The following is a 24402-nucleotide window of genomic DNA, read 5'->3' as shown; positions in this document are numbered from 1 at the left end:
GCAGCGTTTCGGCACCGGATGACCGGCGGGGCGAGGCGCGGGAGTAGAATTGCGGGACTGAACGCGAATAAGGATCAGTCGCAATGAGCAGTTTCAACGACAACACCCGGCCGGACTGGGATGAGGTGCTGGTGCGCATCGCCGACTATGTGCGCGACTTCCGGCCCGAATCGGCGCTGGCCTGGACCACGGCGCGGCACATCCTGATCGACTCGCTCGGCTGCGCCTTCGAGGCGCTCGACTATCCGGCCTGCACCAAGCTGCTGGGGCCGGTGGTGCCGGGCGCGACGCTGGCCAACGGGGCGCGGGTGCCGGGCACGGCGCACCAGCTCGATCCGGTGAAGGCAGCGTTCGACATCGGCGCGACGATCCGCTGGCTGGACTACAACGACACCTGGCTCGCGGCCGAGTGGGGGCACCCTTCCGACAACCTCGGCGCGATCCTGGCGCTGGCCGACTGGCGCAGCCGCAGCGGCGATCCGGTGACGATGCGCGAGGTGCTCGAGTGCGTGATCAAGGCGCATGAAGTGCAGGGCGTGATGGCGCTGAAGAACTCCTTCAACCAGGTCGGCCTCGACCACGTGGCGCTGGTGAAGCTGGCCTCGACCGCGGTGGCGTGCCGGCTGCTGGGGCTGGATCGCGAGCAATCCCTGGCCGCCCTGTCGCAGGTGTTCGTGGACGGGCAGAGCCTGCGCACCTACCGCCACGCGCCCAATACCGGCTCGCGCAAGAGCTGGGCGGCGGGCGATGCGACCAGCCGCGCGGTGCGCCTGGCGCTGATTTCACAGCGCGGGGAAATGGGCTATCCGGGCGCGCTGACCGCGCCGGCCTGGGGGTTCTACGACGTCTCTTTCCAGGGCCGGGAATTCCGCTTCGAGCGCGATTTCGGCAGCTATGTGGCCGAGAACGTGCTGTTCAAGATCAGCTATCCGGCCGAGTTCCACGCCCAGAGCGCGGTGGAGGCGGCGATGATCCTGCACCAGAAGCTGAAGGCGACCGGCCGCCGCGTCGAGGACATCGACAAGATCGTGATCCGGACCCAGGCCGCCTGCGTGCGCATCATCGACAAGCAGGGCCCGCTCGACAATCCCGCCGACCGCGACCACTGCATCCAGTACATGGTGGCGGTGCCGCTGATCTTCGGGCGGCTGACCGCGGCCGACTACGAGGATGCCGTCGCCGCCGATCCGCGCATCGACACGCTGCGCGCGAAGATCCGCTGCGTGGAAGACCCGCAGTTCACCGCCGACTACCACGATCCGGAGAAGCGCTCGATCGCCAACGGACTGTCCGTGAGCTTCACCGACGGCACGGTGATGGACGAGGTGCTGGTCGAATACCCGATCGGCCATCGCCGCCGCCGCGCCGAGGGCATTCCCCTGCTGGAAGCCAAGTTCCGACGCAACCTGGCGCGACGCTTTTCGCCGGCGCGACAGGCGCAGATCCTGGCGGTGGCGCTGGATCAGGCGGCGCTGGAGAAGATGCCGGTGCGCGAGTTCATGGATCTACTCGTGCCAGGCTGATCGCGGCAGCGCCGATCGCGCTGCCGCTCTAGATCGCCCGGCTCGCGCGCCTCGCCAGAAGCTCCTCCGGCACCGCGAAGCGATCGGGCGTGGCCTCGGTCCAGAAGCGCTGGAACACCGCGTGTCCGGGCGTGCCGGAAAGAAGTTCGCCGGGCTTGAGCCAGGCGTGCAGCGCGGCGAGCGAGCGCACTTCGCTGCCCGAAACGCGACGCATGATGTGCTCGGGTCCCAGCTGATCGGGATGGGTGAGGCCGGCCGCCGCCAGCAGATCGCCCAGCGCGCGCAGCGTGGCCTTGTGGAAGCGCGCCACGCGCTCGGACTTGTCGGGTACATCCAGCGCCCGCTGCCGCTTCGGGTCCTGGGTGGTGATCCCGGTCGGGCACTGGCCGGTGTGGCATTTGAGCGCCTGGATGCAGCCGAGCGCGAACATGAAGCCGCGCGCCGCATTGCCCCAGTCCGCGCCCAGCGCCAGCACGCAGGCCAGATCGAACCCGGTGGTGATCTTGCCGGCCGCACCGATGCGGATCCGGTCGCGCAGGTCGAGGCCGACCAGGGTGTTGTGCACCAGCATGAGCCCCTCGCGCATCGGCACGCCGACGTGGTCGATGAACTCCAGCGGCGCCGCGCCCGTGCCGCCTTCGCCGCCGTCCACCACGATGAAATCGGGCAGGATGCCGGTGGCACGCATCGCCTTGGCGATCTCGAACCATTCCCAGGGATGGCCGATGGCGAGCTTGAATCCCACCGGCTTGCCGCCGCTGGCCTCGCGCAGGGTCTGGAGGAATTCCAGCAGCCCGGTCGGCCCTTCGAACGCGCTGTGGCGCGCCGGCGACAGGCAGTCCTCACCCATCGGCACGCCGCGCGCCTCGGCGATCTCGGCTGAAACCTTCGGCGCAGGCAGGATGCCGCCCTGCCCCGGCTTGGCCCCCTGGCTGAGCTTGATCTCGATCATCTTCACCTGCGGGTCGATCGCGTTGGCGCGGAAGCGTTCCAGGTCGAAGCGCCCCTGCGCATCGCGACAGCCGAAGTAGCCCGAGCCGATTTCCCAGACCAGATCCCCGCCGTTCTTGCGGTGCCAGCGCGAAATCGAACCTTCGCCGGTGTCGTGATAGAAGCCGCCGCGGCGGGCGCCCTCGTTGAGCGCGAGGATGGCGTTGGCGGAGAGCGCGCCGAAGCTCATCGCCGAGATGTTGAACACGCTGGCCGAGTACGGCTGCGCGCACTGCGGCCCGCCGATGTCGACGCGAAAATCATGCGAGGTGATTTCGGCCGGCTCCAGCGAGTGGTTCATCCACTCGTAGCCGGGCTTGTAAAAAGCGTTCTGGCTGCCAAAGGGGCGGGTTTCGAGCACGCCCTTGGCGCGCTGGTAGACGATGGAGCGCTGCACCCGCGAGAACGGCACCTCGTCATCGTCGCCCTCGATCAGGTACTGGCGGATCTCCGGCCGGAACGACTCCACCAGGAACCGCACATAGGACGCCACCGGGTAGTTGCGCCGCAGCGTGCTGCGCCGCTGCAGCAGGTCGACGATGCCGGACAGGGTCAGCGCGCCCAGGATGCCCAGCGGCCAGTACCAGCCCGCGCCACCGCCGCGCCAGAGCATCAGCGCGCAAAGCACGCTGCCGACCAGGCAGCACCAGAACACCAGATAGCGCGAGGCGAACATGCGCAGGGTCTCCCAAAGCCAAGGTCCGCAGCATAGCGATGCGGCATCGCGCCCGCCCGCGCGGCGGTCGCGTCGCGGTACGCGGATCCGGGCCACCGGTCTTGCGCACGACGCGGCCGGGTGTATCGCGCCGGCGGGATCCGCAACATGGGGTTGCACAATGGTTCGATGATTGATGTATCATTGAACGATGAACGAAGCCGACGCCGTTTCCGCCCTGAGCGCCCTGGCCCATGCCCAGCGGCTGCGCGTGTTCCGCACCCTGGTCGTGGCCGGCCCGGATGGGCTCATCCCCAGCGCGCTGTCCGACCGGCTCGACGTGGCCCGCAACACCTTGTCTTTCCACCTCAAGGGGCTGGCCCACGCCGGTCTGGTCACGATCGAACCGCAGGGCCGCAACCTGATCTACCGCGCGAACTTCGCGCAGATGAACACGCTGCTCGGCTACCTGACCGAGCATTGTTGCCAGGGCGGCACCTGCGAAGCCAACGACACCCTTGCACCGGCCTGTGCGTGCCCATGAGCGTCGCCTCCGAACCCGTCACTCGCACCTCTTCGGCTTCCGCCATGAGCGTGTTCGAGCGTTATCTGACCGCGTGGGTGCTGCTTTGCATCGTCGCCGGCATCGCGCTGGGCCATTTCGCACCGGGCGTGTTCCAGGCCATCGGCCGCATGCAGGTCGCGCAGGTCAACCTGCCGGTGGGCCTGCTGATCTGGGTCATGGTGATCCCGATGCTGCTCAAGGTGGATTTCGGCGCGCTCGGCCAGGTGCGCCGGCACTGGCGCGGCATGAGCGTCACGCTGTTCGTCAACTGGGCGGTCAAGCCATTCTCGATGGCGCTGCTGGCGTGGCTCTTCGTTCGCCAGGTCTTCGCCCAGTGGCTGCCCGCCGAACAGCTCGACGGCTATGTGGCCGGCCTGATCCTGCTGGCTGCCGCACCCTGCACCGCGATGGTGTTCGTCTGGAGCCGGCTGACCGACGGCGATCCCATGTTCACCCTGTCGCAGGTGGCGTTGAACGACACGATCATGGTATTTGCGTTTGCGCCCATCGTCGGGCTGCTGCTGGGCCTGTCGGCGATCACGGTGCCGTGGGACACCCTGCTGCTTTCGGTCGTGCTCTACATCGTCATTCCGGTCATTCTCGCGCAGGTGTGGCGCCGCGCCCTGCTGCGGCAAGGCCAGGCCGCGTTCGATGCCACGCTGGCACGCCTCGGTCCGCTGTCCATCGCGGCACTGCTGCTGACGCTCGTGCTGCTGTTTGCTTTCCAGGGCGAGGCGATCATGCGCCAGCCGCTGGTGATCGCCCTGCTGGCGGTGCCGATCCTGATCCAGGTGCTCTTCACCTCGAGCCTGGCCTACTGGCTCAATCGCAAGGTCGGCGAAAAGCACGGCATCGCCGGCCCTTCGGCCCTGATCGGTGCCAGCAACTTCTTCGAACTGGCCGTGGCCGCGGCCATCAGCCTGTTCGGCTTCCAGTCCGGCGCGGCGCTTGCCACCGTGGTCGGCGTACTGATCGAAGTGCCGGTGATGCTGCTGGTCGTGCGCGTGGTCAACCGCTCGCGCGACTGGTACGAGCGCCCGGCCCGCGACGCGGTGAGCCGCGCATGAGCCTCGCCGAGCAGCTCAATCTCTCGTGCGCGTGCAGCACGCTCGATGCGCAGCGACTGTGGCAGGACCTGCCCGCATCGTTGGCCCGCAGCCATCCGCACCTGTTCTCGGAAACGACGGTATTCATCGACACGCCGACCTGCGATGCCATCACCCGCGCCGTGGCCGTGCTCGAGCGCGCAACTCGCCTTCCGGCATGGCAACAGGCGGTGGCCGAACGCACGCACGGCGCGCTGCCACCCGATTTCGGACCGTCGGGCGCGTTCATGGGGTATGACTTCCACCTGCGCGCCGACGGCCCGCGCCTGATCGAGATCAACACCAACGCGGGTGGCGCGCTGCTCAATGCCGCCCTGGCCCGGGCGCAGCATTCGTGCTGCGCGGCGATGGACGCACCGCTGGGCCAGGCCGATCTGGCGCACGGCTTCATCGAGATGTTCCGTACCGAGTGGCAGTCACAGCGCGGTGATCAACCGTGGCGCACGGCGGCGGTGGTCGATGATGATCCGGCGCACCAGTATCTGGCCGCCGAATTCGATCTGGCCCGATCCCTGTTCGAGCGGCACGGCATCCGCACCGTCGTGACCGATCCACGCGAGCTGCAATGGCGCGACGGCGCGCTGTGGCACCCGTCGCTGGCGTCGAACCAGCCGATCGACCTGGTCTACAACCGCCTCACCGATTTCGACCTGTCGGAGCCGCGGCACGAGGCGCTGCGCCGCGCCTATCTGGCCGGCGCGGTGGTGCTGACGCCGCATCCCCGCGCCCATGCGATGCAGGCCGACAAGCGCAACCTGATCTGGCTTGGCGATGACGAACAGCTGGCCCGCTGGGACGTGGAGGCCGCTGATCGTGAGGTACTGCGCCGCGCGGTGCCGAGTACCCGGGCCGTATCGGCCGAGACCGCCGATACCCTCTGGCGCGAACGCAGCCAGTGGTTCTTCAAGCCCATCACCGGCCATGGGAGCCGGGCCGCCTACCGCGGCGACAAGCTGACCCGACGAACCTGGGAGCACATCACCGCCGGCGGATTCGTGGCCCAGTCGCTGGTGCCGCCGAGTGAGCGCACGGTCGCGGTCGATGGCGTGCCGACCCGACTCAAGGTCGACCTGCGGGCCTATGCCTACCGCGGACGCGTGCTGCTGCTGGCAGCGCGCACCTACGCCGGCCAGACCACCAACATGCGCACACCCGGCGGCGGATTCGCCCCCGTGCTGGTCCTGCCGGTCAACCACATCGCAGGAACGAACGACATCTCCTTCCGTGCGGGCCTTGCATGAGCGACATCTCGATCCTCCACAATCCCGCTTGCGGCACCTCACGCAACGTACTGGCGGCGATCCGCGCCAGCGGCAGCGAGCCGCGGGTCATCGAGTACCTCGAGCATCCGCCCGGGCGCGAATCCCTGAAGGCGCTCATCGCGCGCATGGGCATGACGGTGCGCGACGTGTTGCGCATCAAGGGCACGCCGTACGCGGAACTGGGGCTGGACGCCACGCATTGGAGCGATGACGAACTCATCGACCAGATGCTGGCGCATCCGATCCTCATCAATCGCCCCATCGTGGCGTCGCCCCTGGGCGTTTGCCTGTGCCGCCCGTCGGACCGGGTGATCGAACTGCTGCCGCAGCCGCCAACGCGCGATATGCACAAGGAAGACGGTACGCCATGGCTGGTGGACGCGCCCGTCGCAGGGGACGATGCCGACCTCATCGAAGCACTGCAAAACGCCGGTTTGCCCACGGACGATCTGTCGGAGACGGCGGGCCGCTTTTTCGCCTATGCCACGCTGGGCGGAGAGCATGTGGGCTATGGCGGCTTCGAACGTGCGGGCACGGCGATGCTGGTGCGCTCGCTGCTGGTTCGACCGAGCGCGCGCCATCGGGGCGTCGGCGGCGGCATGCTGGCGCTGCTGCTGCGTCGCGCCTTCGATGATGGCGGCCGCGAAGCCTGGGCGCTGACCACGACCGCCGTGTCGTTCTTCGAGCGATCCGGCTTCAAGCCCACGCCGCGCGCCGCCGCACCGGCCGCCATCCTTGCCACGCGGCAAGCCGCGCGCCTGTGCCCGGCAAGCGCGGTCCTGCTGACGCGCTCGATTCGACCCTAGGCATCGGGCGAGCCCGCCGCCGTCCACCTGTCGCGCATTCCGGGACGGATCGCGCGCCCGGGCCCGCGGACGCTGCGTCGGCGTGCTGCCGGCGGAACCGTGCAAACGCAGGACGATGCCGGCGCGCGCGCCGCACGCAAGCCTCTATGCTATGCACCGCCCACCGCCCGGGTGGCGAAACCGGTAGACGCAAGGGACTTAAAATCCCTCGGCCGCAAGGCCATGCGGGTTCGACCCCCGCCCCGGGCACCACCGTCCCGTTGCGCCCATCTACGGAGCCGCCTTGATCTCGTCCCTGCGCATCGCCTTCGCCGCCACGCTGGTCGGCCTCAACACCCTGATCCACGCGCTGCCGCTGCTGGGGCTGGCGGTGGTGAAGCTCGCGCTGCCGGTGGCGCGCTGGCGCGACGCGATCTCGAGCCTGCTCACGCGCATGGCCGAGTCGTGGATCGGGGTGAACAGCGCGGCCATCCGCGCCTTCACGCCGACGCGGATCGTGCTGATCGGCGAATTCGCGCCCGATCCGCGCGGGCGCTACCTGGTGCTGTGCAACCACCGCAGCTGGTGCGACATCCCGATGCTGCAGGCCGCGTTCAACCGGCGGATTCCGCTGCTGCGGTTTTTTCTCAAGCAGGAGCTGATCTGGGTGCCGGTGCTGGGGCTGGCGTGGTGGGCGCTGGATTTTCCCTTCATGCGCCGTCATTCGCGCGCCAAGCTGCAGCGTGACCCGAATCTTCGCGGCAAGGATCTGGAAGCCACGCGCCGCGCCTGCGCCAAGTTCGCGGCGCGTCCGGTTTCGATCATGAACTTCGTGGAAGGCACGCGCTTCACCGCGGCCAAGCACGCCGCGCGCGCTTCGCCCTATCGCCACCTGCTGCGCCCGCGCGCGGGCGGAACGGCGGCGGTGCTCGATGCCATGGCCGGCAAACTCGATGCGGTGCTGGACGTGACGCTGGTGTACAGCGACGCCGAACCTTCGATAGCCGCACTGCTGGCCGGCCGCCTGGGTCGGGTGGAGGTACACCTGCGCGAACGGACGATCCCGGCGGATCTGGCGCAGGGCGGCGACTACGAGTCCGACGCCGGCTACCGCATCGCCTGTCAGCGCTGGCTCAACGCGCTCTGGGTGGAGAAGGACGCCCTGCTCGGCACGCGGCTCGCGGACACCGGCGCGGCCCCGGAGTGAGCACGACGACGTGCGTGACGACGAGGCGCGCCGGGGAATGCGCGCGTTGTCACCATGCACCGCAAACGCGTCGCCGCATTCGCGTGCGTCCCGGTTCGCGGACCGCAAACGCTTGCATCGCCGTGCCGGGTACGCGATCCTGAGCAAACGCTCTAGCCGGTGGTCGACAACCACGGGCCAAGGCCAAGGAAACCGTACAAGGATCGTCATGGCAGACAAGCGCGTCATCAAGAAGTATCCGAACCGGCGCCTCTACGACACCGAGATTTCCAGCTACATCACGCTGGAGGATGTTCGACAACTGATCTGCGATGGCGAGAGCTTCGAAGTCATCGATGCCAAGACCGGCGAAGACCTGACCCGCACGGTGCTGCTGCAGATCATCGCCGAGCACGAGGAGAAGGGGCAGCCGATCTTTTCCACCGAGCTGCTCACCCAGATCATCCGTTTCTACGGCGACGCGCTGCAGGGCTTCATGGGCAACTACCTGGAGCGCTCGATGCAGCTGTTCCTCGATCAGCAGTCGCAGTTCCGCAGCCAGCTCACCGACCTCATGGGCCAGACGCCCTGGAGCATGTTGAACCAGCTCACCGAGCGCAACTTGGACATCTGGAAGAACTTCCAGCAGGGGCTGATCGGTTCGATTCCGGCCGATGCCTCGCGCCGGCCCGCAGCGCGCGCATCGGACAAGAAATCCTGACGTCCGCGCTTTGCCGGCCAATGGAAACGGGGCCTCGCGGCCCCGTTTTCCGTTGCGGCCCGCTTCGGCTCAGCGCCGCGACAGCCAGTCGCAGATCGCCGTCGGCACCTCGTGCTGGGCGCGGCTGGAAACGTAAAGGCCGATGTGACCGCCGCGGAAGGCCAGTTCGCTGTAATCCTTGGTGCCCACCAGGCCCTTGAGCGCGCGCGAGGCATCGGGCGGCACCAGGTGATCCTGCAGTGCGTAGATGTTGAGCACCGGCATCGTCACATCGGCAAGCGTTGGTGCCTGCGTGCCCACGCGGATGCCGCCGTTGATGAAACCGTTGCCCTTGTAGAACTGGTTGACGAACTGGCGCAGCATCTCGCCGGCCTGATCGGGCGAATCGAAGATCCATTTCTCCATGCGCAGGAAGTCCTCGACCTGATCGGCGTCCTCCAGCGTGTCGACGAATCCGACGTACTTCTGGAAGTTGAGCCGGAACGGCTTGAGCATGAGGTAGCTCACGTTCATCTGGTCGGCCGGCACGTTGCCCAGGGTGTCGATCATGAGGTCCATGTCGATGTCCCGGATCCAGCGCGAGAGCAGGTTGTCGGGAGTGTGGAAATCCACCGGCGTCACCGTGGTGACGAGGTTGCGGATCTTGTCCGGATGCAGGGCCGCATAGCACAGCGAGAGCACGCCGCCCTGGCAGATGCCCATGAGGTTGATCGCCTCGATGCCGTGGCTGGCGCGCAGGAAATCCACGCAGCCGCCCAGGAAGCGCTCGACGTAATCCTCCATGTCGAGGTAGCGATCGGCCTGGTCGGGATAGCCCCAGTCGATGATGTAGACATCCTCGCCGCGTGAAAGGAGGCCGCGCACCAGCGAGCGGTTCTCCTGCAGGTCCACCATGTAGGGCCGGTTGACCAGGGCGTAGCTGATCAAGAGCGGCACCGCACCCTTGCGGCGGTTCGGGTTGGCGTAGCGGTAAAGGGTGAGCTTGTCGTCGCGGTACACCGCGTCCTTGGGCGAGCAGCCGAAATCCACATCGCCCACGGCGCGCAGGGTGCGCGGCCCCGCCGCCAGGCGCCGCTGCGCGTCGAACAGCTCGCGCGCCCAGGTCGTCGGATCGATCATCATCGGGGTCATCACTTGCCGGCCCTCCGCCGCTGCGCGGCTTCATCGAGTTTCCTGCCGCGCGTGCCCAGCGCGCGCGGCGCATCCACCAGTGGCAGCATCGAGACCGACGCCTTGCTGCGCCGCGCGGCGGCGGGCGGCGGCTTCACCGGGGCGTTCGATGACGCTTTGGCAGGTGCCCGAGCCGGCGACGAACGCGCGGCCTTCCCCCTCGCCCGCGGCGTTTTTTTCGCGGCGGGCGCTTTCGCGGCGGCCTCCGGCGCAGACGCAGGCGCAGGTGCGGCTGCCGGCCGGGCCGGCGGCTGCGGCTTCTTCACCGCGGCGCGCGGTGCCGCGGCGGGCGGCACCGCAGGCGCGGCGGCCGCGGCGTCGCGCAGGCCGGCCACTTCGCCACGCAGGCGCCGCAGCTCGCGTTCGAGCTGGGCGATGCGGCGGTGGTCGGCGTCCACTTCGCCGCGCGTGGGCAGGCCCAGGCTTTCGGCCAGGCGGTTGATCTGGTCGGCCTTCGCCGCGCGCACCTTCATCTCGGCATTGGTGAAACGCCCCAGCGCCGCGACGAAGGCGTCGCTGCCGGCGCGCTCGGCCCAGGCCTGTTCGCCGGCTTCCACCCACTCGTCGAACAGGGCGCGCGAGGTGGTCAGTGGCTCGTTCTTCGCCGCGCGCTCGGCCAGGCGCTCGCGCAGGTGGGCCTGCGCCAGCCGCATCGTTTCGCCAAGCTGCGCGGAGAACTCGCGCGCCGCCTCCTGGTAATCGAGCTGGGCCAGCATCGCACCCTGCCAGCGCTCGATGTGTTCTCGCATCGGGCCGACGGCGGGCGTGGAGAGGGCCTCGCGCAGCGCCGAGGTATCGAGCGCCGGCAGCGGCCCCAGCTCGAACGGACCGGCGGCGGAGGCCAGCTTGGCACCGACCGATTCCACCAGCGCGCGCCAGTTGGCCAGCGCACCCGATTCGCTGTCGATGCCGGTGCCGGCCTGCAAGGCGAGCTGCTGCCACTGCGCCTGCGCCAGTTCGGAAAGCTGCTGCAGGAAGCGGGTGAAGGCACCCGCCGCCGGTCCCGCGCCCGCACCCTGGGGCCAGCCGGGCATGGTTGGCGCAGCCTGGCCACCGAACCAGCCGGCCATGTTCGAAAAAGGCGCAGCGCCGCCCATGCCCGGGAAGGCACCGGGAAAGGATCCGGGGAACGCACCGGGAAAACCGCCCGGGAACGCGGATCCCTGGAACGCCGTCATCGCCTCGCGAAATGGCTGCATCCAGGCCTCCAGCCCGAAGTCCTGCCCCGTCGTGGCCGTCGTCATGTGCCGTCCTCCGTGTGCAATTGACATAGTATGCCGCGCACCGCCGCGCATCTCACGAAACGCCCGATGTCCGAGTCAGCCGATCCTCACCCGTCCGGTCGCGATCCACTGCCCGGCCGCACCACGCCGACCTGGGAAATGGAGCTGCTGATCTCCGGTGCCACGGTCTTCTCGCTGCTGCAGGCGCCCGGGCTCATGGACGAGGTGTACTACGCGATCGCGCCGGGGCTTTCCTCCGAGTACCGCACGCTTGCGACGCTGCCCTACCTGTACCTGATGACGGCCTGTCTGGCGCTGATCGCGACCTTTCTGGCGCACCTGTGCGTGCGCGGCTACTGGGTGGCGCTGGTGGGGCTGGGCTCGGTCTACCCCAAGGGCGTGGACTGGGAGCGCCTGCGCTGGGGACCGGGCTTCGTCGCCGCGCTGCGCCGCCGCACGCCGGCGCTGGCGGACACCATCGAGCGCTACGACAACCGCGCCAGCCAGGTCTTCGGTTTCGGGGTCGGGCTGACCTTCCTCTCCATCGGCATCACGCTGGCCGTGGTCATCGCGGCGAGCGTGGCGGTGGCGATCCACGAACTCAGCGGGGACGCGGTGCACGCCGACACGATCCTGCTCGCGCTGATCGGCCTCATCTTCGGCCCCTACCTGCTGCTCTACTTTGCGGACGCGCTGATGCGGAACCATCCCGAGCGCCATCCGCGCCTGCAGCGCTGGATCGAGGGTGCGTTGACCCGGCTGCTGCGCGTGCCCTTCATCAGCGGCTCGAACTATCCGCTGCTGCTGTTCGCGAGCCACGTCGGCGGGCGTCGCGGCAGCGCCCTCATGACGATCGCGCTGATCGCGTTGATCGGCGTTTCCGCGCTGCGCATGGAATCCGGGCGCGACCCGTGGCAGCCGGACGGCTACGCCCTCCTGCCGCGCGATGACAAGGACGGCCACACGCTCGATCCGCGCCGCTATGCCGATCAGCGCGAACGCCTCGGCAGCCTGCTGCCCGCCGTGCACATTGCCTCCGAACGCATCGGGGGCGACTGGCTGCGCGTGTACATTCCGTTCCACCCATCCCCCGACAGCGAGGCGCTGCTGCGGCTGTGCCCGGCGCTGTCCGAGTCCGATCCGCCCGCGCCCGATGCCGTGCTCGCCTGCCTGCCGCAACGCTTCCGGCTCACCCTCGACGGCCAGCCGCCCGCGACCGTGCCGGACTTCGTCTTCGCGCGCGATCCGGGAAGCCGGCTGCGCGGCGTCGTCGCGATGATCGACATCCGCGACCTGCCGCGCGGACGGCACGAGCTGGGACTGATCCATGGCGACGTGCGCGAGGACGGCGGCGAACCGGCGTCGCCCCCGCTGCGGATTCCGTTCTGGCGCTGACGCGCGCCGCACCGCGCACGAGTTCGGCGCGCGATGCGCGACAAGCCGGGCGCGGCCCGTGATAATCCGGCCCATGCCGCTCATCCTGATCGCCGACGACCACCCGCTGTTCCGCGCCGCCCTCAGCCAGGCGGCGCGCGCCGCGGCGGTGAAGTGCGAGGTGCTGGAGGCCGAAGACCTGGACGCCGCGATCGCCACGCTGGAGCGCAACGAGGGCGTGGATCTGGTGCTGCTGGATCTGCACATGCCGGGAAACCACGGCCTCGCCGGCCTGGCGGCGCTGCGCGCGCAGTTCCCGCAGGTGGCGGTGGCCGTGTGTTCGGGCAACGACGATCCGCGCGTGGTGCAGCGCGCGCTGGCGCACGGCGCGGCGGGCTTCATTCCCAAGCGCGTGGGCATGGACGATATCCGTCGCGCCATCGCGGCCATGCTCGACTGCGACACCTGGCTGCCCGACGACCTGTACCGCGCGCTGGCCGACGTCGCGCCCAACCCGGAGGAGGACGCGCTCGCCGCGCGCCTGTCGCGCCTCACGCCGCAGCAGTTCCGCGTTCTCACCCTGCTGGCCGAGGGCCTGCTGAACAAGCAGATCGCGGACCGGCTCGACGTGCAGGAGCGCACCGTCAAGGCGCACATCACCGCGATCTTCGAAAAGCTCGGTGTACGCAACCGTACCCAGGCGAGCGTGCTGCTGCGCGAACTGGCGATCGCGGAGCCGGGCGCGCTCGACGCCGCGGGTTCCTAGCCCCCAGGTGTTTGACGCCCGGCAACGTCGGCCACGTAGGGCCGACCTACGGCGGTGACGCACCACGCATGACGGCTCGCCCGAACGCCGAGGCGGTTGTAGGTCGGGGCTACGTCCCCGACGCGGTGTTCCGCAGACGCCGCGAGCAACGTCGGCCACGCAGGGCCGACCTACGGAAGCGGTGAGGGTGCCAGTAGGTCGGGGCTGCGTCCCCGACGCGGTGTTCTAGCCCGCCAGCGCGCGCAGGGTCTGCGCCGGCGGCATGCGCGCGATGCGGCGGGTGGCCCAGAGCCCGGCGATGACGACGATCACCACGCCCAGGCCTGCGCCCATCGCGGCCAGATGCCAGTCCGGTGCCCAGGGCTGTTCGAACACCTTGACCGCGATGGCGCCGGAAATCGCGCTGGCCGCGATCGCCGCCACCACGCCCGCGATCGCGCCGATGGCGATGAACTCCGAGGCGTGCGCCAGCCGCAGCTGCGCGGTGCGCGCACCCAGCACGCGCATCACGCCGCCCTCGAGCAGGCGCTCGTCCTGACTGGCGCTGATCGAAGCCAGCAGCACCAGCACGCCGGCCAGAAGGGTGAAGTAGAAGACGTATTCGACCGCCGCGGCGACCTGGTCGGCGGTGCTGCGCACCTGGTCGATCACCGCGTCGATGTCGATCACCGAGAGGTTCGGATAAGCCTCCACCAGCGCCCGCGTCAGCGCCGGATCGCCGCGCGCCACCCGCGCCGAGGTGATGTAGCTTGCGGTATGCGCATCGAGCGGCCCAAGCGGGGTTTCGACGAAGAAGTTGGGCCGGAAGCTCTCCCAATCGACCCGCCGCAGGCTGGTGATCGGTGCCTCGAACGCGCTGCCGGCGATGTCGAAGCCGACCACATCGCCGATCTGCCAGCCGAAGGATTCGGCCATGCCCTGCTCCACCGAGAGCTGCGGAGTGGCGTCCTCGGGCGACCAGAACGCGCCGGCGACGATGGCGTTGTCGCTTTCGCGCAGGCGCGCGACCGAGCTCAGGTTGAACTCGCGCTCGGCCAGGCGCCGCGCGCGCTCGCCGCGCGCGGCATAGGTTTCACCCGACACCGGCACGCCGTTCAGGCTGGCCAGGCGGGCGCGCACCATTGGATACAGCTCGGGCACCTGTTCGCCGTGCTGCTCCAGGATCGCGCGCACGCCGTCGAGCTGGTCGGGCTGCACGTTGATGATGAAGCGGTTCGGCGCATCCTCGGGGAAGGATTCCTGCCAGCGCCCGAGCAGGTCGCTGCGCACCAGGGTCAGCAGCAGGATCGCCATCAATCCCAGACCCAGCGAGGCGATCTGCGCCACGCTGGCGGCGCGGCGGCGGCTGACGTTGGCCAGGCCATAGCGCCACGGTCCGCGCATCCGCGTGCGCAGCCGGGTGAGCGCGGCGACCAGCCCCAGGGCCAGCACCGCCAGCACCGCGAAGGTGCCGGCGATGCCGCCGAGCATCGTCAGCGCCAGCGTCGGCGAGCCCGCCTTCCACCACAGCAGCGCCGAGACGCCCGCCAGCCCGGCCAGCGTCACCAGGATCGCGCCCGGCTCCACCGCGCCGATGTCGCGCCGCAATACGCGCAGCGCCGGCACCCGGCGCAGCGCCAGCACCGGCGGCACCGCGAAGGCGAGCAGCACCACGAAGCCCACGACAAAGCCCTGCACCACCGGCAACCAGCCCGCTGCCGGCACCGCGATGTTCATCACCTGCGCCAGCCAGCCGCCGAGCAGCATCTGCGCCGCCCAGCCGCCGAGCACGCCCAGGCCGCAGCCGATCAGGCCGAGCATCAGCAATTCGCCGATGTGGATGATGGAAATCGTGCGCTGGCTCGCGCCCAGGCAGCGCAGCACGGCGCAGCCGTCCAGGTGCCGGGCGCTGTGGCGGCGCGCCGCCATCGCCACCGCGATCGCCGCCAGGATCACCGCAACCAGTGAAGCCAGCCCGAGGAAGCGGTCGGCGCGATCCAGCGCGCTGCGCATCTCCGGCCGCGCATCGGCGACGGTTTCAAGGCGCTGGCCGCGCTCCAGCCGATCCTGCATCGCATCCACGAAGCGCTGCGTCGCGCCGTCGTCGGAGGCGACGATGAAGCGGTGGGTGATGCGGCTGCCTTCCTGCACCAGGCCGGTGGCGTGGATTTCGTCCAGCCGCACGAACACGCGCGGCGCGACGTTGAAATAATCCATCGCCGCATCCGGCTCCTGCGCCACCAGTGCGGCGATACGCAGTTCGGACTGCCCCAGCCGTACCGTATCGCCGACCGCGACATCGAGAATCTGCGCACCGGCGCGGGTCAGCCAGGCGCTGCCCGGCGCAGGCAGGCCGGCGGCATCGTGCTCGCCATCGCCTGCGTCGATGCGGTAGCGCCCGCGCAGCGGAAAACCCTCGCCCAGCGCACGCACTTCCGACAGGCTCAGGCTGTCGCCGGCGCGCAGCATGCTGCGGAACGACCAGGTTTCGGTCTGGCGCAGGTCCAGCTCGCGCGCCAGTTTGCGCGGCAGCTTGCCGATGGCTTCATCGGCGCGCAGCACCGCGTCGCCGCCGAGCAGGCGGTTGGCTTCCAGCGCCAGCGCCCGTTCGGCACGCTCGGTGATGAAGGACACCGCGGTCACCGCCATCACCGCGAGCGCCAAGGCTGCCAGCAGCACCCGCACCTCGCCGGCACGCAGGTCGCGGCGCAGGAAGCGCCAGGCCAGGTGCCAGCCGATCACGCCGCCACCAGCCGGCCGGCATCGATATGCAGCGTGCGATCGCAGCGCGCGGCCAGGGCCGGATCGTGGGTGACCAGCACCAGGGTGGTGCCCGATTCGGCGTTCATGCGGAACAGCAGGTCGATCACCGCCTCGCCGGTGTGGGTGTCGAGGTTGCCGGTCGGTTCATCGGCGAACAGTACCTGCGGCCGCGTCACGAAGGCGCGCGCCAGCGCCACGCGCTGCTGCTCGCCGCCGGAAAGCTGGCGCGGATAGTGGTTCAGGCGCTCGCCCAGGCCGACGGCCTCCAGCACCGCCCTGGCCGGGGTGCGCGCGTCGCGCTCACCGCGCAGCTCCAGCGGCAGCATCGCGTTTTCCAGCGCGGTCAGCGAGGGCAGCAGCTGGAAGGCCTGGAACACGAAGCCGACGCACTCGCCGCGCAGCTTCGCGCGGCCATCCTCGTCCAGCCCGGCCAGCGAGGCACCAACCAGTTCGACATCGCCATCGCTGGGCGTATCCAGTCCTGCCAGCAGCGACAGCAGGGTGGACTTGCCCGAACCCGAGGCACCGACAATGGCCACGCGCTCGCCAGCGCGGAGCGCGAAATCCACCCCTTCCAGTATCGTTAACGGGCCTGAGGGCAGACTCACGCGCTTGCCCAGTTGGCGGGCGCGCACCACGACGGCGTCGGTTTCTGCGGCGGTTTTCGCGGAGACGGGCGAACGGGTGGCGGCGGCGGGATCCGTCATGGGCACTTCCACGTCAAACAAGGGAATATCCGACAATGCGGCCTGGAACCTTCTGGCGCAAGGCGCGCGTGCTGCTGTTCGCACTCGGCTTCATCGCCCAGACATCCGCGCTGGCGGCGGCACCGCAACGCACCGTGCTGGTGATGGGCGATTCGCTGTCGGCCGCCTACGGCCTTGCGCCCGAACAGGGCTGGGTGGCGCTGCTGGGCGAACGCCTGGCGCAGTCGCATCCGGGCTGGCGCGTGGTCAACGCCAGCGTCAGCGGCGAGACCACCGGCGGCGGCGCGGCGCGCTTTCCCCGTGCGCTGGAGGAACACTCGCCGGACGTCGTGATCCTGGAGCTGGGCGCCAACGACGCGCTGCGCGGCCTGCCGCTGGAACCTGCGCAGGCCAACCTGCAGCGCATCATCGACGCGGCCCGCGCCGCCGGCACGCGGGTGCTGCTGACCGGCGTCGAGATCCCGCCCAACTACGGCCCGGAATACGCCGGCGCGTTCCGCGCGATGTTCGCCACCCTCGCGCGGGACAACGACCTGGCCTTCGTTCCCTTCCTGCTGGCACCCATCGCGACCGATCTTTCCCAGTTCCAGGCCGACACCATCCACCCCGTCGCCGAAGCGCAGCCGAAGGTGCTCGATCACGTGTGGCCGGCGCTGGTGCCGCTGCTGGACTGAAGGCAGGGTGCCGCGAAAGCGCGTTCGCGCGAAGCCGCCGAGGGTGATTCCTGCGCGCGCTTGAAGGATCATCGCACCGTGAAGATGCAGACGCCGCCGGAGATTCCGATCCGCCTGTTCCTGACGCAGCCGCACGAGTGCGGCTACTACCCGGAACGGCAGGCGCGCAGCCTGGTGCTCGATCCGGCGTCTCCGCATCTGGCGCACGCCTATCCGAACGCGATCAACCTGGGCTTTCGCCGCTCCAGCCACCAGATCTACCGCCCCCACTGCGCCGGCTGCAACGCCTGCACGCCAACGCGCATCGTGGTGGAGCGCTTCCGTCCCGACCGCAGCCAGCGGCGCTGCGCGGCGCGCAATGCCGACCTCGACGTTCACGTCGCGCCGGCCGCCTTCAGCGAGGAGCGCTTCGCGCTCTACGTGCGCTATCTCGCCGCGCGCCACGGTGACAGCCCGATGGCCAACCCCGCGCGCGAGGACTTCGAGAGCTTCCTGGTGGGAAGCTGGAACCGGACGATCTTCATCGAGCTGCGCGAGGCCGCACGGCTGGTGGCGGTGGCGGTGACCGATGTGCTGCCGCAGGGCTGTTCGGCGATGTACACCTTCTTCGATCCCGAGCTGGCTGCCCGCGGCCTGGGCACCTGCGCCATCCTGCAGCAGATCGCGTTTGCCGCGCGCAGCGGGCTGCCCTTCGTCTATCTCGGCTACTGGATCGACGGGCATCCGAAGATGGACTACAAGCGCCGCTTCGCCGCCATGCAGGTGCTGCGCAACGGAAGCTGGCAGGATCTTGCGTGAGCGCGTTCGAGCACACCCTGGCGCTGCGGCTCGCCGCGCTGCCGGCAGGGAACCTGTGGGTCGGCTTCAGCGGCGGGCTGGATTCCACCGTGCTGCTGCACGCCCTGGCGCGCATCCCCGCCGCGCGCGCGCGCGGCCTGACCGCGCTGCACGTCGATCACGACAGCTCGGCGCTTTCGGCGCAATGGGTCGCGCATTGCCGCGAAGCCGCCGCCCGGCTCGGCGTGGCGTTCGCCACCCGGCGTCCGGTGATCGAAGGAATCGATGCGCTCGGACTGGAAGCGGCCTGGCGGCGCGCGCGCCACGCGGTGTTTTCAGAGCTGCTGCCTTCGCCCGGCGTGCTGGCGCTGGCGCATCACCGCGACGACCAGGCGGAAACCCTGCTGCTGCGCCTCCTGCACGGGGCCGGCAGCGAAGGGCTGGCCGGAATGCGCGTACTGCGACCGCTGCGCTCGGGTGAAAGCGTGCGCTGGCTGTGGCGGCCGCTGCTCGATATTCCGCGCGCGGTGCTGGAGGCATATGCCCGCGACCGCGGCCTGTCTTTCGTGGACGATCCCGCCAACGCCGACCCGCGCCACGCGCGCACCCGCCTGCGCGCGGCGGTGCTGCCTGCGCTGCGCAGCGCGTTTCCCGATGTGGACGCCCGCATCGCGGATGCGGCGGCTCGGCTGCGCGCCGAATCCGATGCGCTTGACGACGCGGCGCGCGCCCTGCTCGATGAGGCGCTGGATACGCACGATGCCAGCCTCGCCTGCGCGCCGCTGCGCGCGGCCCCGGCCGCGACCCTGCGACGCGGCGTCGGGCGCTGGCTCGACGACCTCGGCCTGCCGCGCCCGCCGCCCGGCGTCTGGAGCACAGTGCGCGACGAGCTGATCGATGCGCGCCCGGACGCGGCTCCCGAACTGCGCTGGCGCGGTGCCCGCGTGCGCCGCCATCGCGATCGCCTGCACGCCGATCCGGGCAACGGCCAGCGCGTGCCGGAAGCGGTGGCCTGGCAGGGCACGGCACCGCTGGCCTGGGCGGGTCAAACACTCGCGTTCGATCCGCCGCTGCGCGAGCCGCACGCCTTTGTCGTGCGCCCGCGCGCCGGCGGGGAAACGATCCTGCAGCGCGGCCATCATCGAAGCGTCAAGAAACTGCTGCACGCTTGCGGCCTGCCGGGCTGCGAGCGCGCGCGGCTGCCGCTGGTGTTCGATGACGCGGGCGCGCTGTGCGCGGTGGGCGCAGGCTGGCTGTCCGACGATTTCGCGCATTGGGCGCAGGCGCGCGGCGTGAGGCTTTGCCTTTCGCCCGGCTGAGCGAGGCTGGCAGCGACCGTCCCTCGCACGCGGGGCCATGCGTCGGGCGATGTGAACCCGCACCCGGTACGATCCTGTCCGGATTGACCCTCCCGATACCCTGTCGCACACTTCCGCCGCCATGCCGAAAACCCCAGAAAACCCGGAACCGAACGCCCCCAACGCCGTGGCGCAGTTCGAACAGTCGCTCGACGAGCTGGAGTCGCTGGTGCAGCGCATGGAGAAGGGCGACCTCTCGCTCGACGAATCGCTCGCCGCCTACGAACGCGGCGTCGGCCTTTACCGCCGCTGCCAGACCGCGCTGGAACAGGCCGAACTGCGCGTGCGCCTGCTCACCGATCCGCTCGACCCGGACAGCGCCGAGCCGTTCGATGTCCCCGAGTGAGTCGCCGGCGCGCTGGCACCGCTGGGCGCAACGCTGCGAGAATCTCCTTGCCGATGCGCTGCGGGCGCGCGGAAATGTCGATGCGCGCCTCGCGCAGGCCATGGCCTACGCCGCGCTTGGCGGCGGCAAGCGGATGCGCCCGCTGCTGGTGTACGCCACCGGCACCGCGCTGGGCGCGGACGAATCCGTGCTGGACGCTCCCGCTGCCGCGATCGAGTTGATCCACGCCTATTCGCTGGTGCACGACGACCTGCCGGCGATGGACGACGACCGCCTGCGGCGCGGCAGACCCACCGTGCACGTCGCCTTCGACGAGGCCAGCGCGATCCTCGCCGGCGACGGCCTGCTGACGCTCGCCTTCGAGCTGCTCGCCGACGCGCCCACCGCTCCGACCACGGCGCTGGCGATGGTACGCACGCTGGCAAAAGCGGCGGGAATGCAGGGCATGGTCGCAGGCCAGGCCATCGACCTGGCCTCGGTCGGAACCGCACTCGACGCCGACGCGCTGCGCCGCATGCACGGGGCCAAGACCGGCGCGCTGATCCGCGCGGCCGTCGCGCTGGGTGCGCTGGCCGCCGATGCCGATGCCGCCGCGCGCGCCGCGCTGGACGACTTCGCCGACGCGCTCGGCCTGGCCTTCCAGATCCGCGACGACATCCTCGATGTGGAAGGCGATCCGGCGCTGACCGGCAAGACCGCCGGCAAGGATGCCGCCAGCGACAAGCCGACCTATCCGGCCATCCTGGGTCTGGACGCCTCGCGCGCGCTGCTGGCGCAGCTGGCGCAGCGCATGGACGGCGCGCTGGCGACGCTGGCATGCGACACCGCGGAACTGGCGGCGCTGGCGCGGTTTGCGGCCGCGCGCGGGCACTGACGACCGCCGCGGGGTCGCGGCCGCGAACGTCCCCGCGTTCGACAGCTAGCCGACCGGCAGCGCGCCCAGTACCCCGTCCAGCTTCTCCAGGAACTCCTCCGCGTTGGCGCGGCTGAAAACGATGGGCGGCTTGATCTTGAGCACGTTGTCATCCGGGCCATCGGTGGACAGGAGGACGTGACGGGCCTTCATCGCCTCCACCACGACGCGGGCGCGGGCCGGATCGGGGCTGCGTGCGGCGGCATCGGAAACAAACTCGGCACCGATGAAGAGCCCGCGCCCGCGCACGTCGCCGATGCCCGGGTGCCGCGCCTGGATCTCACGCAGGCCGGCCGTCAGGAACTCACCGACGCGGACGGCGTTGTCCATCAGGTTTTCCTCTTCGATCACGTCGAGCACGGCCAGGCCGATGGCGCAGGACACGGGATTTCCGCCGAAGGTGTTGAAGTACTCCATGCCGGTGACGAAGCTGGTGGCAACCTCGGGCGTGGTGACCACCGCGCCCATCGGGTGGCCGTTGCCGATGGGTTTCCCCAAGGTGAGGATGTCGGGCACGACACCCTGTTGCTCGAAGGCCCACATCGCATCGCCGACGCGGCCGAAGCCCACCTGCACCTCGTCGGAAAGGCACAGGCCGCCGGCGGCGCGCACCTGCGCGAAGGCTTGCCGTAGATAGCCGTCGGGCAGGATGACCTGACCGCCGCAGCCGAGCAGGGATTCGCAATAGAACGCGGCGGGCCGATGGCCGCGCGCGCGCAGCTCGTCGATGGCCCCCGCGAGCATCCGTCCGTAGCGCGGGCCGGCGTCGGCGGCATCGCGAACCGCGCCGCGGTACGCATCGGGCATCGGCACCACGGCGACGTGATCCGCCTGCCCTTCCCCGCCGCGGCCGTTGAACTTGTACGGGCTCAGTTCGACCATCGAGGGCGAATGGCCGTGGTAGGCGTGGTCCACCACGATCGTCCCGCGCGCGCCGGTGTGGGCGCGCGCGAGGCGCAGGGCAAGGTCGTTGGCCTCGGTGCCCGAGTTGGTGAGGAACACCACCGACAGCGGTGCCGGCAAGGTGGCCGTCAGGCGCAGCGCGTATTCCACCAGGGCGTCGTGCAGGTAGCGGGTGTTGGTATTGAGCCGCGCCATCTGCTCGGCCCCGGCGCGCACCACGCGCGGGTGGCAGTGGCCGACGTGGCAGACGTTGTTGACCATGTCGAGATAGCCCTGGCCCTGCGCGTCGTACAGCCAGACACCCTCGCCGCGCACGATCTTCAGCGGCTCGCGATAGGCCACGCTGAGCGTGGGATTCAGATGCGCACGGCGCAGGCGCAGAAGCTCCTCGCGGCTGCGTTCGGGAACGGCGTGGCGCGTGTCAGTCACGGGCGGATTCCAGGAAGGGTTCGACCAGGGTGGTGCCGTCCACGTCGGACAGCCGCTGCAGCAGTCGGCGCACGCCGGCCTGCGAGACGAAGGCGAAGTCATTGCCGGGCTGCTCGCGCGCGGCGCGCGTGGCCATCAGGATGCTCTGGCACAGGCGCGCGAGGATGAACGCATGCAGCGCCGCCAGCTCGCGCCGCAGCAGCGGCTGTTCGGCCAGATAGCCAGCCACGATGCGCCGCGCGCAGGCGAGCGGGTCGTCCTCGTACTGCAGCGCATAGGCGCAGGCGATGGCGAGATCGGCGAGGCGGAAGCTGGTGCAGGTGTCGCCGAAGTCGATGATGGCGCTGACGCGCGGGGTGTCGCCGGCGGCATCGACGATCACGTTGCGGTCGTTGGCATCGTTGTGCAGCACCTGGATCGGGAGGCTCACACGCCACGCCGGGATCTGCGGGCAAAAGGCTTCGGCGTGCCGGCGCACAAGGGCGCGCAGTTCGGCGTCGGCGAGGTGTTCGAGCTCCCTCAGCGCCTCCGACAGGCGCATCAGATTCCAGTCGTGCTCGCGCGCGGCGGCCGGATGGGTGAATCCGGCCAGCCCGCGGGTGAGTCGGCCTACCGCCCGACCGAGGCTGTCGTGCAGCGCGGCGCGCCGACGGGAACCCAGCGTACCGATCACCTCGGCATAGGTTTCGCCCGGCACGAAATCGAGCAGGCGCACCAGGCGTGTTTCGCCCGCGACCGGCAGGGCCAGCAGGTACGCGCCGTCGCGCGCCGGATGCACCCGCGGACAACCAAGCGCCGGCTCGCGCGCCGCCAGCGCCAGCATCGCCTGGTTTTCCAGATCGATGTCCGCGAACGACCATGACGGATGCGCAAGCTTGAGCACGAAGCGCGCTCCGTCCTCGCCGCGCAGCAGGAAGTTGCGGTCCGAGTGCGAGGGCAAGGCGCGCGCCCGCGCGCGCAGACCCCAGTGCTGCTGGGCGATTGCTTCGGCGGTGGCTTCGGTCAGCGCATCCATCGCGGCCAGTCCAAGGGTGCGACAGGATAGCGCCACCGCCCGCGGATTCATCCACCCAGGGCAGCATCCACCACGCCGAATCCTCCCGTGCGCCCGCGCTCCCGATCTTTCCGGCCGCATCGCCCTGCGCCGCGCAATGCAGCGCGGCCAGCAGGATGAAACCGCCGTCAGCCACGCCCTGCACACGTGCAATCCACCGATCGAATCGCCCGTGACAGCGAGGCATCAGCGACGCCATATGTCGCATGGTTCCGGATACTGGCCTCGCCTGCCGAGGAGTGAAGCCATGCAACACCGCATCCGTCGCCACCAATGCCATCCCATCGAAAACGAACTCGATACCGTGCGCGAAGCGCCGGTGTTCCAGACCCTGCCGCTGAGCTCGGGCATCGAGCGCCTGGCCGCGCTGTACGCGCTGCGGATGATCGAAGGCGCGCGCCTGCAGTCGAAACTGTACGCCCAACGGGTACGGCACCACGACTTCGATGTGCTGAACCTGACCGGGCTGGCGCTGAAGGATCATCGCCCCGACGGCATGACCCTGGGCGAAGTGCCGGTGGAAGGGGACAAGCGCGAACCGGTACCCGGACCGGAACGCTTCCGCGCGTTTTCGCTGGCACAGGCACTGCTGGCACGCGAACCCGGCCAGCCGCTGCTGTTCGACGAGGTCGAAGGCGTGTTTGGCAACGGATTCTCTGCGTTCATGCGCGAACTGTTTGGCCGCGGCCGCAATGCCCCGACCACCAAGGGCTGGATCAACGAAACCCTGGAAACCAACCCCGTGCCGACGCCCTGGGTCTGCAACGACATCACCGCGATGGACCCGGCCTATCTGCGCCGCTTCGACCTGGTGGCCGAATTCCGCGCCTCGACCGAGCGCGTGCGCCGCCGCATCGTGCAGCGCTGCTTTCCCGAAGGCACGCTTTCACGCGATGGCATCCAGGCGCTGACCGCGATGGAATCACTCCACTTGGCGGTGAAGTGGCTCAGATCAGGTCGCCTGAGCCTCCCCACAACCGGGTGTTGCGAATCAGAGTTGAATCCGCCCGCGAGTACTTCCCGCGCAAGCGCAACTTTTCGACCATCCTCCCGGAGGAAATACAGTGCGTCCAGGACGCGCTCAACAACCGACCCCGAAAACGTCACCGATTCCTTACCCCGTCCGAGGTATTCTTTCACCACTCACGCGTTGCACTTCGCGGTTGAATCCGC

Annotated in this window: 21 protein-coding genes, 1 tRNA gene and 2 pseudogenes; 17 read left to right on the top strand and 7 right to left on the bottom strand. The window is 69.7% G+C overall.

The genetic code is table 11. The features are described from left to right. The first annotated feature begins 83 nt into the window (after positions 1-83). Positions 84-1523: a bifunctional 2-methylcitrate dehydratase/aconitate hydratase gene (locus tag WB794_RS12370; protein WP_337336165.1), complete on the top strand. Its 1440-nt coding sequence runs from the start codon at positions 84-86 to the stop codon at positions 1521-1523. A gap of 28 nt (positions 1524-1551) precedes the next feature. On the opposite strand, the gene WB794_RS12365 is transcribed toward WB794_RS12370, so the two are convergent. Next, a complete protein-coding gene (locus tag WB794_RS12365; RefSeq protein WP_415926692.1) occupies positions 1552-3189 on the bottom strand; it encodes an FMN-binding glutamate synthase family protein in 1638 nt (545 codons plus the stop codon). Positions 3190-3379: 190 nt separating this feature from the next. Here WB794_RS12365 and WB794_RS12360 point away from each other — a divergent pair, with 190 nt between their 5' ends. The 8 genes and pseudogenes from WB794_RS12360 to phaR all read left to right on the top strand — a co-directional run bounded on the left by WB794_RS12360 (position 3380) and on the right by phaR (position 8793). Continuing rightward, positions 3380-3712, top strand: coding sequence for an ArsR/SmtB family transcription factor (locus WB794_RS12360; RefSeq protein WP_337336164.1), 333 nt, complete (start codon positions 3380-3382; stop codon positions 3710-3712). A gap of 44 nt (positions 3713-3756) precedes the next feature. Continuing rightward, complete coding sequence (gene arsB, locus WB794_RS12355; RefSeq protein WP_479686627.1) at positions 3757-4800, top strand: ACR3 family arsenite efflux transporter; 1044 nt, start codon at positions 3757-3759, stop codon at positions 4798-4800. Then, positions 4797-6080, top strand: a complete 1284-nt coding sequence (locus WB794_RS12350; RefSeq protein ID WP_337336162.1) for a hypothetical protein — start codon at positions 4797-4799, stop codon at positions 6078-6080. The genes arsB and WB794_RS12350 overlap by 4 nt, the downstream gene beginning before the upstream one ends. Beyond that, positions 6077-6484, top strand: a pseudogene (arsC, locus tag WB794_RS12345) (arsenate reductase (glutaredoxin)); the annotation flags it as partial. The gene WB794_RS12350 and the pseudogene arsC, both read left to right, overlap by 4 nt. Next, entirely contained in the window at positions 6476-6907 is a 432-nt protein-coding gene (gene arsN2 / locus WB794_RS12340; RefSeq protein ID WP_337336179.1) for an arsenic resistance N-acetyltransferase ArsN2, read from the top strand. The pseudogene arsC and the gene arsN2, both read left to right, overlap by 9 nt. Positions 6908-7072: 165 nt before the next feature. Next, positions 7073-7159: transfer RNA gene (locus tag WB794_RS12335), tRNA-Leu, on the top strand. Positions 7160-7190: 31 nt separating this feature from the next. After that, positions 7191-8093 (top strand): acyltransferase, encoded by a 903-nt coding sequence (locus WB794_RS12330; protein ID WP_337336161.1) that lies wholly within the window; start codon positions 7191-7193, stop codon positions 8091-8093. Positions 8094-8301: 208 nt separating this feature from the next. Beyond that, on the top strand, positions 8302-8793 hold the full coding sequence (gene phaR / locus WB794_RS12325; protein ID WP_337336160.1) for a polyhydroxyalkanoate synthesis repressor PhaR: 492 nt from the start codon (positions 8302-8304) through the stop codon (positions 8791-8793). A 69-nt stretch (positions 8794-8862) separates the two neighbouring features. On the opposite strand, the gene phaC is transcribed toward phaR, so the two are convergent. Both phaC and WB794_RS12315 read right to left on the bottom strand, forming a co-directional pair. After that, complete coding sequence (gene phaC, locus WB794_RS12320; protein ID WP_415926691.1) at positions 8863-9927, bottom strand: class III poly(R)-hydroxyalkanoic acid synthase subunit PhaC; 1065 nt, start codon at positions 9925-9927, stop codon at positions 8863-8865. Further along, positions 9924-11207, bottom strand: a complete 1284-nt coding sequence (locus WB794_RS12315; protein ID WP_337336159.1) for a poly(R)-hydroxyalkanoic acid synthase subunit PhaE — start codon at positions 11205-11207, stop codon at positions 9924-9926. The genes phaC and WB794_RS12315 overlap by 4 nt, the downstream gene beginning before the upstream one ends. Before the next feature lie 66 nt (positions 11208-11273). Here WB794_RS12315 and WB794_RS12310 point away from each other — a divergent pair, with 66 nt between their 5' ends. Both WB794_RS12310 and WB794_RS12305 read left to right on the top strand, forming a co-directional pair. After that, positions 11274-12581 (top strand): hypothetical protein, encoded by a 1308-nt coding sequence (locus tag WB794_RS12310; RefSeq protein ID WP_337336158.1) that lies wholly within the window; start codon positions 11274-11276, stop codon positions 12579-12581. A 73-nt stretch (positions 12582-12654) separates the two neighbouring features. Next, the gene (locus WB794_RS12305) at positions 12655-13326 is read left to right on the top strand and encodes a response regulator (protein ID WP_337336157.1); all 672 of its coding nucleotides are present in this window, start codon (positions 12655-12657) and stop codon (positions 13324-13326) included. A gap of 225 nt (positions 13327-13551) precedes the next feature. Here the strand turns inward: WB794_RS12305 and WB794_RS12300 are convergent, their stop codons facing one another. Continuing rightward, entirely contained in the window at positions 13552-16047 is a 2496-nt protein-coding gene (locus tag WB794_RS12300; protein ID WP_337336156.1) for an ABC transporter permease, read from the bottom strand. Then, positions 16044-16775 carry an ABC transporter ATP-binding protein gene (locus WB794_RS12295; RefSeq protein ID WP_337336155.1) on the bottom strand — a complete coding sequence of 244 codons (732 nt, stop codon included), beginning with the start codon at positions 16773-16775 and terminating at the stop codon, positions 16044-16046. The genes WB794_RS12300 and WB794_RS12295 overlap by 4 nt, the downstream gene beginning before the upstream one ends. A gap of 35 nt (positions 16776-16810) precedes the next feature. On the opposite strand from WB794_RS12295, the gene WB794_RS12290 reads away from it, so the two are divergent. The 5 genes from WB794_RS12290 (at position 16811) to WB794_RS12270 (ending at position 20804) form a co-directional block, all read left to right on the top strand. Then, on the top strand, positions 16811-17449 hold the full coding sequence (locus WB794_RS12290; protein ID WP_337336154.1) for an arylesterase: 639 nt from the start codon (positions 16811-16813) through the stop codon (positions 17447-17449). An 84-nt stretch (positions 17450-17533) separates the two neighbouring features. Then, a complete protein-coding gene (locus WB794_RS12285) occupies positions 17534-18247 on the top strand; it encodes an arginyltransferase (protein WP_337336177.1) in 714 nt (237 codons plus the stop codon). Next, on the top strand, positions 18244-19545 hold the full coding sequence (tilS, locus tag WB794_RS12280; protein ID WP_337336153.1) for a tRNA lysidine(34) synthetase TilS: 1302 nt from the start codon (positions 18244-18246) through the stop codon (positions 19543-19545). The genes WB794_RS12285 and tilS overlap by 4 nt, the downstream gene beginning before the upstream one ends. A 121-nt stretch (positions 19546-19666) precedes the next feature. Beyond that, positions 19667-19930 (top strand): exodeoxyribonuclease VII small subunit, encoded by a 264-nt coding sequence (locus WB794_RS12275; protein ID WP_337336152.1) that lies wholly within the window; start codon positions 19667-19669, stop codon positions 19928-19930. Continuing rightward, positions 19917-20804: a polyprenyl synthetase family protein gene (locus WB794_RS12270; RefSeq protein ID WP_337336151.1), complete on the top strand. Its 888-nt coding sequence runs from the start codon at positions 19917-19919 to the stop codon at positions 20802-20804. The genes WB794_RS12275 and WB794_RS12270 overlap by 14 nt, the downstream gene beginning before the upstream one ends. Positions 20805-20849: 45 nt before the next feature. Here WB794_RS12270 and WB794_RS12265 read toward each other — a convergent pair whose 3' ends face one another. Together WB794_RS12265 and WB794_RS12260 are read right to left on the bottom strand one after the other, a co-directional pair. Continuing rightward, positions 20850-22175 (bottom strand): aminotransferase class III-fold pyridoxal phosphate-dependent enzyme, encoded by a 1326-nt coding sequence (locus WB794_RS12265; RefSeq protein WP_337336150.1) that lies wholly within the window; start codon positions 22173-22175, stop codon positions 20850-20852. Continuing rightward, positions 22168-23190 (bottom strand): phosphotransferase, encoded by a 1023-nt coding sequence (locus tag WB794_RS12260; protein WP_337336149.1) that lies wholly within the window; start codon positions 23188-23190, stop codon positions 22168-22170. The genes WB794_RS12265 and WB794_RS12260 overlap by 8 nt, the downstream gene beginning before the upstream one ends. A gap of 1044 nt (positions 23191-24234) precedes the next feature. Here WB794_RS12260 and WB794_RS13570 point away from each other — a divergent pair. Continuing rightward, positions 24235-24396: pseudogene (locus tag WB794_RS13570) on the top strand (IS30 family transposase); the annotation flags it as partial. Positions 24397-24402 lie beyond the last annotated feature (6 nt).

The organism is Denitratimonas tolerans, from assembly GCF_037203605.1.
Lineage (GTDB): Bacteria > Pseudomonadota > Gammaproteobacteria > Xanthomonadales > Xanthomonadaceae > Denitratimonas > Denitratimonas tolerans.
This window is presented reverse-complemented; position numbering and strand designations above follow the sequence as displayed.